At 47.8% G+C, this 13,515-nt stretch carries 15 protein-coding genes; 12 read left to right on the top strand and 3 right to left on the bottom strand.

Annotation, left to right across the window (positions count from 1 at the left end; genetic code table 11):
• Positions 1 to 91 precede the first annotated feature (91 nt).
• From lexA to RBK99_RS12680, 6 genes are all read left to right on the top strand, one after another.
• The gene (lexA, locus tag RBK99_RS12705; protein WP_317504972.1) at positions 92 to 709 is read left to right on the top strand and encodes a transcriptional repressor LexA; all 618 of its coding nucleotides are present in this window, start codon (positions 92 to 94) and stop codon (positions 707 to 709) included.
• On the top strand, positions 706 to 1,143 hold the full coding sequence (locus RBK99_RS12700) for an SOS-response cell division inhibitor (RefSeq protein WP_317504971.1): 438 nt from the start codon (positions 706 to 708) through the stop codon (positions 1,141 to 1,143). The genes lexA and RBK99_RS12700 overlap by 4 nt, the downstream gene beginning before the upstream one ends.
• A gap of 303 nt (positions 1,144 to 1,446) precedes the next feature.
• Entirely contained in the window at positions 1,447 to 2,568 is a 1,122-nt protein-coding gene (coxB, locus tag RBK99_RS12695) for a cytochrome c oxidase subunit II (RefSeq protein WP_317505025.1), read from the top strand.
• Between the two features lie 10 nt (positions 2,569 to 2,578).
• Complete coding sequence (ctaD, locus tag RBK99_RS12690; RefSeq protein WP_317504970.1) at positions 2,579 to 4,165, top strand: cytochrome c oxidase subunit I; 1,587 nt, start codon at positions 2,579 to 2,581, stop codon at positions 4,163 to 4,165.
• Positions 4,166 to 4,171: 6 nt separating this feature from the next.
• Entirely contained in the window at positions 4,172 to 4,741 is a 570-nt protein-coding gene (locus RBK99_RS12685; RefSeq protein ID WP_317504969.1) for a cytochrome c oxidase assembly protein, read from the top strand.
• Between the two features lie 12 nt (positions 4,742 to 4,753).
• Entirely contained in the window at positions 4,754 to 5,629 is an 876-nt protein-coding gene (locus RBK99_RS12680; RefSeq protein WP_317504968.1) for a cytochrome c oxidase subunit 3, read from the top strand.
• A gap of 15 nt (positions 5,630 to 5,644) precedes the next feature.
• On the opposite strand, the gene RBK99_RS12675 is transcribed toward RBK99_RS12680, so the two are convergent.
• A complete protein-coding gene (locus RBK99_RS12675; protein ID WP_317504967.1) occupies positions 5,645 to 5,860 on the bottom strand; it encodes a DUF2909 domain-containing protein in 216 nt (71 codons plus the stop codon).
• Here RBK99_RS12675 and RBK99_RS12670 point away from each other — a divergent pair.
• The 5 genes from RBK99_RS12670 to RBK99_RS12650 are packed head-to-tail and all read left to right on the top strand — an operon-like array spanning position 5,838 to position 9,671.
• On the top strand, positions 5,838 to 6,593 hold the full coding sequence (locus RBK99_RS12670; protein ID WP_317504966.1) for an SURF1 family protein: 756 nt from the start codon (positions 5,838 to 5,840) through the stop codon (positions 6,591 to 6,593). The two genes, RBK99_RS12675 and RBK99_RS12670, sit on opposite strands and share 23 nt — an antisense overlap.
• Positions 6,590 to 7,135 (top strand): redox-active disulfide-containing membrane protein, encoded by a 546-nt coding sequence (locus tag RBK99_RS12665; RefSeq protein WP_317504965.1) that lies wholly within the window; start codon positions 6,590 to 6,592, stop codon positions 7,133 to 7,135. The genes RBK99_RS12670 and RBK99_RS12665 overlap by 4 nt, the downstream gene beginning before the upstream one ends.
• Positions 7,136 to 7,144: 9 nt before the next feature.
• On the top strand, positions 7,145 to 8,134 hold the full coding sequence (locus RBK99_RS12660; protein ID WP_317504964.1) for a COX15/CtaA family protein: 990 nt from the start codon (positions 7,145 to 7,147) through the stop codon (positions 8,132 to 8,134).
• A gap of 13 nt (positions 8,135 to 8,147) precedes the next feature.
• Positions 8,148 to 9,044 (top strand): heme o synthase, encoded by an 897-nt coding sequence (cyoE, locus tag RBK99_RS12655; protein WP_317504963.1) that lies wholly within the window; start codon positions 8,148 to 8,150, stop codon positions 9,042 to 9,044.
• A 12-nt stretch (positions 9,045 to 9,056) separates the two neighbouring features.
• Positions 9,057 to 9,671, top strand: coding sequence for an SCO family protein (locus RBK99_RS12650; protein ID WP_317504962.1), 615 nt, complete (start codon positions 9,057 to 9,059; stop codon positions 9,669 to 9,671).
• Here the strand turns inward: RBK99_RS12650 and RBK99_RS12645 are convergent.
• Positions 9,668 to 10,753, bottom strand: coding sequence for a polysaccharide deacetylase family protein (locus RBK99_RS12645; RefSeq protein WP_317504961.1), 1,086 nt, complete (start codon positions 10,751 to 10,753; stop codon positions 9,668 to 9,670). The two genes, RBK99_RS12650 and RBK99_RS12645, sit on opposite strands and share 4 nt — an antisense overlap.
• A 55-nt stretch (positions 10,754 to 10,808) precedes the next feature.
• Here RBK99_RS12645 and RBK99_RS12640 point away from each other — a divergent pair, with 55 nt between their 5' ends.
• The gene (locus RBK99_RS12640; protein WP_317504960.1) at positions 10,809 to 12,131 is read left to right on the top strand and encodes an MATE family efflux transporter; all 1,323 of its coding nucleotides are present in this window, start codon (positions 10,809 to 10,811) and stop codon (positions 12,129 to 12,131) included.
• Here RBK99_RS12640 and RBK99_RS12635 read toward each other — a convergent pair.
• Positions 12,103 to 13,488, bottom strand: coding sequence for a DUF4397 domain-containing protein (locus RBK99_RS12635; protein WP_317504959.1), 1,386 nt, complete (start codon positions 13,486 to 13,488; stop codon positions 12,103 to 12,105). The two genes, RBK99_RS12640 and RBK99_RS12635, sit on opposite strands and share 29 nt — an antisense overlap.
• Between the last annotated feature and the right edge of the window lie 27 nt (positions 13,489 to 13,515).

The following is a 13,515-nucleotide window of genomic DNA, read 5'->3' as shown; positions in this document are numbered from 1 at the left end:
TTCGTTTAAAAATGTCGTTCAAGAAATTACTTGCGAAATGAGTTTACCTGTATATACTCACAGTATCACTGTACAAATAAACAGGTACATTATGCGCCCGTTAACACCAAGACAATCCGAAATTCTAGAGCTTATTAAAGACAATTTGCATGCCACCGGTATGCCTCCAACGCGAGCCGAAATTGCTCACAAGCTCGGGTTTCGTTCAGCGAACTCAGCAGAAGAGCACCTGAAAGCATTAGCACGCAAAGGCGTTATTGAAATACTTCCGGGTATGTCCCGCGGTATTCGCCTAGTGGGTGATGACTACGATATCGCGGATGGCTTGCCGTTGATAGGTCAGGTTGCAGCGGGCGAACCTTTGCTGGCAGAGCAGCATATTGAAGGGCATTACAAAATTGACGAATCGCTTTTTCATCCGGCCGCCAGCTTCTTACTGAAGGTAAACGGCATGAGTATGAAGAACATCGGTATTTTAGATGGCGATCTTCTCGCTGTGCATAAAACGGAACAAGCGCGTAATGGGCAAATTGTCGTTGCCCGAGTGGAAGACGATGTGACAGTTAAACGTTTTGAGCAACGTGGCAAAACCATTCTTCTGCATCCGGAAAACGAAGACTTCTCAACCATTACCGTTGATTTGGCGGATCAGGTTTTTGTCATTGAAGGACTTGCGGTAGGCATTATCAGAAATGGAGCGACCTTATGAAAACTCAATATCAACATAAATTAAGTCATCCGGGTCTATGGACTGCAGAAGGCAGCGCTTCGTCATTCCGGCTTGAGACACAGAAAGCAACGGAAACTCCGAGCACGGACAGTCTATCACCGGCGGTACAACAAGCACTTCAGCTTAAGCCAAGCCAATGGGTTACCGTTATTGGTGGCGATAAAGACCTCATTCAACAACTCATTGCGTGCGGTGTCGCAGAATCACAAATCCGTTGGTTACGCAGCCATTCACCAGAGCGCTGCGAATGGGCCTTAGAGCAAGCTTTGTTGGCTGGTACCAGCAGCATGGTTATCGGATATCTCGATTCGGTTTCAAACCGAACCTGGCAACGCGCCAAAATGGCCAGTAAATTAAGTGAAACACAGTATTTTCTATTTGATAAAAACACACTGACATCCCACCTGCATTAACCCCACCTTTGTCAGTGTGTTTTATTCCCCAAGGCTGCTTTTGCAGCCTTTTTTTAACAGATTCGTCTATTTTTTGTGCGTTTGCTCGATTTGATCTGGATCTTTGGTTGTAAATTCGTTAATAAATGCAGTACCCGACTATAAAAATAATATAATAACGATAATTACAACAAAGAGTCAGTAGAGAAAGCGATTTCTGGGGAGAAGCTGTACCTTTTTCTGCTTACCTCTTTGTTCTTCTAATTCAGGCTAGCAAAATCCTTTGCTGTCTCATTGAAGAATAAGAGGAGAAGCCACGTGAAAATGAAGCCTTTGTGGGCACTATTGGCGCTAACGAGTCTGCCGGCTGCTGCTCAGTCGCGTCTCAATATGACCCAAGGTGTCACTGATGTGAGTAACCAGGTTTACGATCTTCACATGACGATATTTTATATCTGTTGTGTGATAGGTGTCGTTGTATTCGGTCTCATGTTTATTTCTATGATTCGACACAGGAAGTCAAAAAACCCAAGTCCTGCAAATTTCCACGAGAACGTTAAGGTTGAAATCGCCTGGACCATTATACCTCTACTTATATTGGTGGGCATGGCTATTCCGGCAACAACCACATTAATTGCCATGGAAGACACCTCAGACGCTGAGGTTACCATTCAAGTAACTGGCTCGCAGTGGAAGTGGCATTACAAGTACTTCGAAAACGACGTTGAATATTTCAGTCGCCTGGCCACTCAGCAAGAACAAATCGACAACAAATTTGAAAAGAGCGAGAACTACTTATTGGAAGTAGACCGTCCCCTCGTCATTCCAACCAATAAGAAAGTACGCTTCCTGGTTACGTCAGATGATGTTATTCATAGCTGGTGGGTACCGGCCTTTGCCATTAAGAAAGATGCTAACCCAGGCTTTATTAATGAAACCTGGACGAAGGTTAATGAACCGGGCATCTATCGCGGTCAATGTGCCGAACTTTGCGGTAAAGATCACGGCTTTATGCCAATTGTGGTTATCGCCAAAGAGCCTGCTGAATACGAGAAGTGGATTACAGAGAAAGAAAAAGAGCAAAAAGCAGCACGCAAACGTGAACAGGAGTTGCTGGCCATGGAAATGTCAGAAGACGAACTCATGGATCTCGGTGAAAAAGTTTACAACAGCACCTGCGCAGCTTGTCACCAACCAAACGGCCAAGGCGTTAACGGGGTCTTCCCTGCACTTGCCGGAACGGGCGTTGCCGTAGACCCCGAAGCTAAAGCACAACATATCGATATCGTTTTAAACGGCGTTAATGGCACAGCAATGCAGGCCTTTAGCAGCCAGCTGTCGATGCGCGAATTAGCAGCGGTTATCACCTACGAGCGTAATGCCTGGGGTAACGATACCGGAGACCTAATTCAGGCCGCCGATATTAATAAAGCCATGAATCAATAAGGAGACGGTGATGAGCACTGCAGTGGAAGAAACACATCAAGACACACACCACGATCATAAACCGTCTGGTATTGGTCGCTGGCTGTTCACAACAAATCATAAAGACATTGGATCGATGTATTTGTGGTTAAGCTTCACCATGTTTTTGGTCGGCGGCGCTATGGCTATGGTTATACGCGCAGAACTCTTTCAGCCGGGTTTACAGCTGGTGGAGCCACATTTCTTTAACCAAATGACCACCGTTCATGGTCTGGTCATGATTTTTGGTGCGGTCATGCCTGCCTTTGTCGGTTTGGCAAACTGGATGATCCCAATGATGATTGGGGCACCGGATATGGCGCTGCCGAGAATGAATAACTGGAGCTTCTGGATTTTACCCTTTGCTTTCATTGTTTTACTCGGTTCATTGTTTATGGAAGGTGGCGGTCCCGCATTCGGCTGGACAGCTTATGCACCTCTTTCAACAACTTACAGCTCAGATTCAACGGCGTTATTTGTATTTTCGGTTCATATCATGGGGATCTCCTCCATCATGGGCGCGATTAACGTTATCGTTACTATTATGAATATGCGTGCGCCGGGCATGAATTACATGAAGATGCCGCTGTTCGTCTGGACTTGGTTTATTACCGCGTTCTTGTTAATTGCGGTTATGCCAGTATTAGCCGGGGCAGTGACCATGATGCTGACCGATAAATACTTCGGTACCAGCTTCTTCAGTGCAGCCGGCGGGGGCGACCCTGTTATGTACCAGCATATTTTCTGGTTCTTCGGGCATCCGGAAGTGTACATTATGATTTTGCCGTCCTTCGGTATCATTTCCGCCATTATTCCGGCCTTTACCCGAAAACCTCTGTTCGGCTACGCTTCAATGGTTTACGCCACTGCGGCTATCGCCTTATTGTCATTCCTGGTGTGGGCTCACCATATGTTCACCACCGGTATGCCGATATTTGCCGAACTGTTCTTTATGTATTGCACGATGCTCATAGCGGTACCGACCGGGGTTAAGATCTTTAACTGGGTTGCCACCATGTGGCGCGGCTCAATGACTTTTGAAACGCCCATGTTGTTTGCTCTGGCATTCGTCATCCTGTTTACCATTGGCGGCTTCTCTGGGTTAATGCTGGCCATTACTCCGGCAGATTTCCAGTACCATGATACTTACTTTGTGGTGGCACATTTCCATTACGTGCTGGTTACCGGCGCGGTCTTCTCTATTATGGCAGCCGCTTATTACTGGCTGCCTAAATGGACAGGCCACATGTACGATTCAACATTAGCCAAAACCCATTTTTGGACATCGCTTATTTCCGTCAATCTGTTGTTTTTCCCTATGCATTTTGCCGGTTTGGCGGGTATGCCAAGGCGGATACCGGATTACTCGACACAGTTCGCTGATTTGAATCAGTTAACCAGCATTGGGGGCTTCGCGTTTGGTTTATCACAACTGATCTTCCTTTGGGTTGTTATCAAATGTGTGAAAGGCGGTGAAAAAGCAGCCGCTAAACCGTGGGATGGTGCAGAAGGCCTGGAATGGACAGTTCCGTCACCAGCGCCTTATCACACCTTCGAAAAACCACCAAAAGTGGAGTGATAGCTCATGTCTGAACAGCGCCCCGACAACAGCATCCTGGTTAAGCGACTGTTATTAACAGTCGCCGGGATGTTTGCGTTCGGCTTTGCGCTGGTGCCGCTTTACGACGTATTTTGTGAAGTTACCGGCTTTAACGGTCGCACCAGCAATGAAGCTGCGGTTTATCAACAGGTTGAGGTGGATAAATCACGGACGGTCACTGTGCAGTTTATTACACGCAATGCCAAAGGCATCCCCTGGAAATTTGAGCCGTCAGTAAAACAGGTAAAAGTTCACCCGGGTGAAGTCAAAGTCGTTAACTTTCTTGCGGGTAATCCAACCTCGTCCAACATGATCGCCCAGGCTATTCCATCGGTCGCCCCGGCTGAAGCCTCACTTTACTTAAATAAAGTAGAGTGCTTTTGCTTTAACCAACAACCGTTAGCAGCCGGCGCTGAAACAGAGATGCCCATGCAGTTCTATCTGGATCCGGACATTCCGGATCATATTACGACATTTACCCTGTCATACACGCTGTACGATATGACAGCCAATACGTCGGCTGAGCAAATAGCTCAGCTGTTAAAAACAGAATAAGGAAACGACGTTATGGCAGAACAACAGAGTTATTATGTTCCTGCTTCAAGCCCTTGGCCTATTGTTGGTGCAATTGGATTAGGCTTAATTGCCTGGGGTGCGGGACACACCGTCATTGATATGAGTAAAGAGCAGGATGGTTACGGCAGCACAGTGTTAACCATAGGTTTGATTGTGATAGCAGTCATGCTGTTTGGCTGGTTCCGGGACCAGATTCATGAGTCGATGAGCGGTAAATACAGCGATCAACTGGGAGATTCATATAAGCAGGCTATGAGCTGGTTTATCTTTTCCGAGGTGATGTTCTTTGCCGCTTTCTTCGGGGCACTTTTCTACGCCCGCATTATAGCGGTTCAATGGCTTGGAGGAGCAGGCAACAACGCTATGACCCACGAAGTGTTATGGCCCGAGTTTGTTGCTCAATGGCCGTTAGTGAAAACACCCGGCGGGACAGAAACTCAGGCTATGGGCTGGTATGGATTACCGGCGATTAACACAATTATTCTGTTAGTCAGCTCGGTCACCTGCCACTTCGCACATACCGGCCTTGAGCAGGGTAAGCGTAAACAACTCACTGCAATGTTGGGCATTACCATTATTCTGGGCTGTATCTTTCTGTACCTGCAAGGTGCAGAGTATATACACGCCTACCAGGATCTGAATTTAACGCTAGATTCCGGCATTTACGGTAACACTTTTTATATGCTGACCGGATTCCACGGTATGCACGTGACACTGGGAACCATCATGCTGATTATTATGTTCCTGCGCGTGTTAAAAGGCCATTTCACACCAGACAACCATTTTGCTTTTCAGGCAACCAGCTGGTACTGGCACTTTGTTGATGTCGTTTGGTTATGCCTGTTTGTGGTGGTTTACGTTCTATAAGAAAAAACGCCCCGCTTAATAGGGGCGTGGATTTAAAGGTAGGAAACCACTGGCAGTCGCCGCTATCAGTATTATCAGAATAACGGCGGCTACTCCCACTCGTTTTCCCAAATAATGGGACATGGGTGGTTTATTAGGATCATTCCGCAGCATACTGAATAACGCCCGGAAGAGATTCACCACCATATAAAGCAGCAGTAGTACAATAATGATTTTAAAAAAGACCAACATACGTTTTCCTCTTGTCGCTACGTTAGTTACTCTGCTGGCAATTGCGGCATTGGTCAAGTTAGGTTTTTGGCAACTGGAGCGGGCTGAGCAAAAGCGCCAGCTGTTTGCCGATTACGAGCAACAGCAATTAACTAATGAAGCCGCTCAACTGAGTCTTCTGAGCAGCATATCACCCGAGTCACACCGTTTTCATTATGTTGCGATGACCGGCGAATTTGTACACCAACCAGTCTTCTTCCTGGATAACCAAATTGAAGAAGGCATAGTGGGTTACCAAGTCATTGCGCTGTTTCAGCCAAAGACAACGCCTGAATATTACGTTCCTGTCAATATGGGTTGGTTACCGGCACCTGCGACTCGCCAGTCACTACCTGAGATCACGCTTCCCAGAGGGCAATACGACATAACCGGTTTTCTGTATTTTCCGTCAGATAATCAGTTCGTTAATAACCTTTACGAAACCGAGCTCGCTGAAAACCGAATTAGAATACAAGAATTTCAGCCAAGAGAAGTGGCTGAACAGCTGGATCTACCCTTATCCGATTATACGTTTTTACTTAAATCACCAGCGACTATAGGTTGGCAGCGCGACTGGCAGCCCCAGGTCATGCCACCGGAAAAACATCAAGGTTACGCGCTACAGTGGTTCTCGCTGGCTGTTGCGTGCTTGGTAATTTTTCTATTTGCTGTTATAAAACTGAATAAACAACCCAAAAAAGAGGAGACCCGATGAGCTCCCCCAATCGCTCTCGACGCGCTATTATTATTGTTTTCCTGGCCTTTCTTGTGCCCTTACTGGCTGCCTGGCTGATCCTATCTCAAAACTGGTATGAAGCAGGAACCAACAAAGGCAGTTTGTTACAACCCCCCATCACATTAAACCAACAGGCGGACCAACTGCCTGAGGGCTGGCAGTTGGGTTACATAGCGCCACAAAACTGTGAAATCACCTGTGAAAATACCTTATACGTAATGAACCAGGTGGACGTCGCAATTGGCAAAGACACCGATCGTCTGACGCCTGTTGTCCTGCACCCGAGCGAAAGCTCGCAAGCCGAGTTTAATCATAGTGCACCGCACATCACGCAGTTAGTGGCACCGCAGCTCATTAAGCAACTAAGTGACCTGCCTGAAAATACACTATTTATCATCGATCCAATGTACAACGTCATGCTGTACTACCCCACCCATCATGATAAAAAACAAATGATTGTGGAAGGCAAAAACGTGCTCGCGGATCTTCGTAAGCTGCTTAAATTGTCCAGAATCGGGTAAGGAAACACCATGCGTCTACTGGTAAAAATCAGCGTTATTTTTGCTTTTGTGGTCATTGTCCTTGGGGCCTTCACCCGTTTAACCGAGGCTGGCCTCGGCTGTCCGGACTGGCCTGGTTGCTACGGTTTTCTAAAGGTGCCGTCTCAGGTAGAGCACATCCAACAGGCCGAACTACGATTTCCAGAAGCCCCCGTTGAGCAAGACAAAGCCTGGAATGAAATGGTGCACCGCTACTTCGCTGGTACACTCGGTTTATTGATATTCACCATTGCCGTTATATCCTGGATAAAAAGCCGCCGTTACAGTCACTACCCTACCCCGGTTAAACTTCCTACCCTATTACTCGGACTCGTGATATTTCAAGCGGCTCTGGGCATGTGGACGGTTACCATGAACTTACAGCCGTTAATTGTGATGGGCCATTTACTAGGGGGGTTCTCGATTATATCGCTGCTTTACCTCCTGTCATTACGACTGTCATCTTTTCGACTGGCGGGCGGTGACTCGGAGTTAAGACGCTACCGTGGCCTGGCGTTTTTTACCTTGCTGGTTGTTATCGGGCAAATTGCTTTAGGCGGTTGGGTGGCGGCTAATTATGCAGCCGTAGCCTGTACAGAGCTCCCTTTCTGTGAAGGCGACTGGACCTCTAAGCTGGATTTTACCGGGGCGTTTAGCGTCCCCGAAGCGGAAACCTACCAGTTTGGGGCGCACGATTACAATGACCGAATGACAATGCACATAATGCACCGGATTGGAGCAATTATTACAGTCTTAGTGGTTTGTACTTTACTCTTCAAATGCTGGAGAAAAGCCAAATCGCAATTCTTCCGCCGGTCATTAGTTGTTATCGGCATGTTATTGTCTTTGCAAATTCTGCTCGGTATTAGTAACGTAGTCTTTCAATTACCGCTTTGGAACGCAGTAGCACACAATGCTGTTGGTGCTTTATTGTTACTGTCGTTGGTCGGGTTGAATTACAACCTGTCCAGAAAAGCGTAAAGGAGTTGTCACTATGCAGTCCGTTGCCACAAAAAATATAACAAAAACGCGCAACGCTCACTGGCGGGACTACCTGGAGCTGACTAAGCCCAGAGTGGTTGCTTTATTGCTGCTGACCGCAGTGGTTGGCATGTGTCTCGCCACCGAAGAGCTCGTATCGTTAAAGGTGTTGGTGCCTGCTTTAACCGGCATTGGTTTGATGTCGGCCGCTGCCGCTGCCATTAATCATCTGGTCGATCGTCACATTGACGCTAAGATGGCACGCACGCTGCGCCGTCCTCTGCCCTCAGGTCACTTGTCTCCAACCAAAGTCACGGTCTTTGCAGCCACTATTGGAGCTATTGGTTTCGTCACTTTGTACGCCTGGGTTAACCCTTTAACGGCATGGCTAACCTTTGCCAGTATGGTCGGGTATGCGGTGGTGTATACCATGTTCCTAAAACGGGCAACACCACAAAACATTGTTATTGGTGGTTTAGCCGGTGCGGCACCGCCTCTTCTCGGCTGGACAGCGGTAACCAATGAAATTAATGCCCCAGCGGTTTTATTGGTGATGATCATTTTCACCTGGACACCACCTCACTTCTGGGCGCTTGCGGTACACAGAGCCAAAGATTACGCTCGTGCGGAAATTCCAATGCTGCCAGTAACCCATGGCATCGATTTCACCAAAACGTGCATCTTCTTGTACACCGTTTTACTTACCGTCGTCTGCCTACTGCCCTTCTTAATTGGTATGACCGGTATGATTTACCTTGTGGGTGTTAGCTTGCTTAACGCTGTTTTCCTGGCTTACGCCTGGAAGCTTAAGTATGCCCCCAGCAAGAAAACAGCCTTTAATATGTTTGCTTTCTCTATCTGGCATCTCATGCTGCTGTTTGTCATTTTACTGGTCGATCACTACGTGTAATGGAGTAAAAGCATGAGTCGAATGGTCACGTTACTAGCGGCACTGGTTGCCTTAGCCGCCGGGTACGCAGTTTATAACTTCTGGCCGGAAGAAAAGCCCGAGGCCCTGATTTACGAACCGCCGCGAGCATTAAAACCATTTAATTTACAAAGCACCGCTGATGGCGCCATAGAAAATAAGGCGTTGAAAGGTCAGTGGACCCTACTCTTTACCGGTTACACTTTTTGTCCGGATATTTGCCCGACCACAATGTCAGACCTCAAAAGCATTATTCCTGCGTTACAGGAAGAGGTATCAGAACCGGTTAAAATATGGATGATCTCAGTTGACCCCAAACGTGATGACATTGAGCGACTCACACAATACGTTAATTACTTTGGCAGTGAGTTTGTCGGCGTTCGAGCGGAACACAAAAATCTCTTTCCTTTCGTCAGAGACCTAGGGCTAATGTATTCCATTCCGGACGAAGGTGAAGAAAACTACTTGGTCAATCATAGTGCAGCGATTATTTTGGTGAACCCTAATGGTCACCGGAAAGCAATTTTTAATGCCGACCACCAACGCGGTGAAATTCCGGTAGTCGACATGAAGCAATTGAAAAAAGATTTTGCCATTATTGCCGATTAATCGGGCCAGCTGCCCGATTCATTAGGCCGTATAAGCGCCACTGAATACCAATAATAACCCGTTCCGGACGCGCTCGGTGCTGTACAGTTAACCCGTGAACGTCCAATATTGATGTCGTTCTTCAGCATGATACTGAAACGGGTCTCACTCTCCCATTTCGGTTCCAGTACCGAACCACCGGCAAAGCAACGCAGCGCATCGGTTCGCATGTCATTTAAGGTTTCACCTTCTTGCAAAGTAACACTAATCGTTGGCTGCGCATTGCTGTGAGCAACCAGAGGTTCTTCTGGCTGGTAATCGACCACCGGCATCGCCTTTGAGTTAAGCTTCGTTTTCAGGGTTTTTAAATTTGCGTAGATACCCGATGCAGGGAAGCGTGTAATAACCGTGTCTTCGCTCCAGCGCGACCAGGGCCCGGAATGCTGAGCAAAAGCATGAAAGCCCCACTCTTTTAACAGAGCTCGTAACTCGTTGTTGTACTCTCCATAAGGGTATGCAAAGTATTTTTGCTGTTGTCCTAAGTTTTCATCTATTGCTTTTTGCGCTGTGACAATATCGTCATGCATACGTTGACGCCACTCTTCATCGCTTTCGCCCGGCTGTTGTCGAATTAAGTGCGCGTGGGTCTGGCCATGATTAGCAATGGTAGCCCCATTTTGCTGAATGTCTTTCAGCTCTTCCCAGCCCATGTAGTGCCCGCTGTGCTTACGCATTAACTCGGGGTTAACGAACACAGTGTAAGGCATTTCAAACTCTTCCAGAGCGTCTACAGCGTTTTCATAGACATTTTGATAGCCATCGTCAAAGGTAATAACAACCGCTTTTTCCGGAAGCTCACCATTTTTTTCAATCGCATCGCGGGCAGTAGTAATGTCGATGACATTAAAATTATTGTCCTTCAGGTACTGCAGGTGCTCACGAAACGTTTCCGGATCAATCGAGGTAACCGCCGGAGTCGAGCTGCTGACATGATGATACTGCAGCACCACAACACTATCATCGCTCTGTGCCTGGGCCGGTTGTGAGCATCCTAGCAACACTCCTGAAACGGCACTCAAGGCCATTTTGTTCAACATATTCATACTGACTCCTGATAAAATAAAAAATCATTATTTACCGAGTTACTTGAGGCCCCTTATGCAGAAGCTGTTTGGATTTTCATTGTCTGATCACAGCCGCGTCTTTGCGATTGCTTTGCCAATGATTGTTTCCAATATTGCTGCGCCTCTTCTCGGTTTAGTCGATACCGCCATCATAGGTCATTTGCCCGATGCTATCTACTTATCGGCGGTAGCGGTTGGCGCTATGGTGGTCAGCTTTATTTATCTGTTGGCCGTGTTTTTACGCATGGCGACCACAGGCTACATTGCCCAGTCGTATGGTGCCGATGACATCAATGCTCAGCGCCAGCACTTTAATAACGGCATCGTCATTGCGTTAATTTTAGGTCTCCTGATAGCCGCCGCAAGTCCCTGGATTAACGACTTGGCTATGTGGATGGTCGCGCCCGCCACCGAACTTGAAAGCTACGCCCGCGATTACATTGAGATCCGCTTATGGTCTGCACCAGCGTCACTGATAACGCTCGTCGCTCTGGGCGTGTTGCTGGGTCGTCAAAACAGCCGCAAAGCCATGTTACTGGTCATTATCACTAACGCCGTCAATGTCGTTATGGACGTCATATTGATTCTCGGTTTTGGCCTTAACGTAAAAGGTGCAGCCTGGGCGTCATTAAGTGCTGAATGGGTTACCGCTATTGTCGGCTTCTATTGGACGGCTCGCGCCCTTGGTTGGCACTTTCGTCACTGGCAATTAAAGGTACAGCAACTACGAGAGTTTCTCGGCGTGAACGGCAATATATTTGTTCGCAGCCTGATACTGCAACTTTGTATGGCAACCATGACTGGCTACGCAACCCGTTACGGCAGCACCATGGTGGCGGTGAATGCCGTATTAATGCAGTTTTTGATGCTAATATCACTCGGATTGGACGGCATTGCTTATTCGGTGGAGGCTTTAGCCGGCCAGGCTAAAGGTCAGAAGCACTACAATAAAATTAGATACTGGTGCAAAATAACCTTGCTCTGGTCGTCATTATTTGCGGTTGTTTACTCGCTTGTTTTTGCCATGGCAGGCGACGTTATTATTCGTCTCATTACCGATATACCTGAGATAATTCGGGTGGCCGAAGCCTATTTACCCTGGATAGTTTTACTGCCGCTACTGGCGCACTGGAGTTACTGGTTCGATGGCGTATTTATCGGCCTATCTTTCAGCCGGGGTATGCGTAACACGATGATTTTAAGCGCTGTGATTGGCTTTTTGCCGTTGTGGTGGCTTGGATTGCCGCTGGAGAACCACGGTCTGTGGTTAGCTCTCAGCGGCTTTTTATTAATGCGTGGTATAACCCAGGCAATTTGGCTCAAATACCTTAGTTCGCCAAATCATCCATCAGGATAAGCTGCGGAGGAAGTCCGCCGCTAGTCGCATCAACCGCGACTGCGGTATAGATACCGCCACCATCCAGGGTTAACACTGGCGTCTGGATAGCAACATCCGTCGTGCCTGTTGCGGTAACCGTAACCACATAGTCACCCGGTGTTAAAGCCACATTACCAGTACTAACGAGAGCATCTGCGTTAAACGGAATATCCGCAAAGTCGGGTTCAGCCGCACTGATATCATCGGTTTCAGTAATATAAATATCCACATTACCAGCACTTGGCGCGGCATGAACCAGCTGTACCTGAGCAGCGGTGGTCACCCGGCGGCGCTCTTCAGTCAACACCTGCAGACCAATAGTGCTTAATTCACCCACGGCATACACTGAGTAACTCGTCGCATTTTCCAGCACAAGAGCGGCATTTTCGATTACGACCGGAGCACCACCAGCCGCAGCGACATCAACACTGTATTCGGCGGCTGCAAGATTCAGATATCCGGTGGCATTTGGGAAGGCCAGGTTCGGAATCTGCGGCTCTGCCGCATCGTTCAATGTCACATCGACATTTGGCGCATCTGCCACCGCATGTACTACGCGAACATCAGCACCGGCATTGACGTCAGGTAATAACGTTGTCGCTTCGCCATCACTGACCTGCAAAGTTACCGGCGAGTTGTCTAAGTTCGCCGAAACATTGTTCGTCGCGGCAATGATGTAGTCACCACCATCCGCCAGACTAACCGTTCCAGAGTCATAGACAACAGCGTCATCTCCCGCACCGGTTAACCTGATTCGGTAATCACCCGCCTCAACACTGACCTGCCCACTGTCTTCAGCATAAGCCAGAGTTAAAGTCGCTGATGCGGTACTTAAATCAGCGTCCGGAGCGGTCAGATAAACATCGACAGTTGGCGCACCGTAGGCCGCATGGACCACTTGGATGCGACTTTCACCTGCAGTCACTTCTGAGACCGAATTTGAGAGGATGAGCGGCTCTAACGAAGCGTCAGCCAATTGACCAATAGCGAATACTTCATAACGCGTGTCTGCGGCAAAACTTAGGTTAGTCGGTCCAATGGCATCAACGGTACTGCCGTCAGGCAAAATACCCTGAACCGTAATGTCATAATCACCTCCGTCAACTTCGAGAATCGCGGAAGACGCATGGTAAGGCACATCTTCTAATAGCGCTGAATCACCCGCTAACACGTTTACGTTTGGCGAATCAGCAGAAGTGTGGTGTACACGAACAAAGCTAGATTCAGCTTCTGGTACAGGTGTGGTAGTATCGTCATCGTCGCTGTCAAACAAATTGCAGCCACTGATGAGTAAAAGTGATGTCGTTATGACACCCAGTTTTTTGATCCCTTGCATGATTTAAATCCTCGTATTGATTAGGCC

Source organism: Idiomarina solivarensis (genome assembly GCF_033052755.1).
GTDB lineage: Bacteria > Pseudomonadota > Gammaproteobacteria > Enterobacterales > Alteromonadaceae > Idiomarina.
Note: the sequence above shows the minus strand (reverse complement) of the source record. Positions and strands in the feature narration are given on the sequence as shown.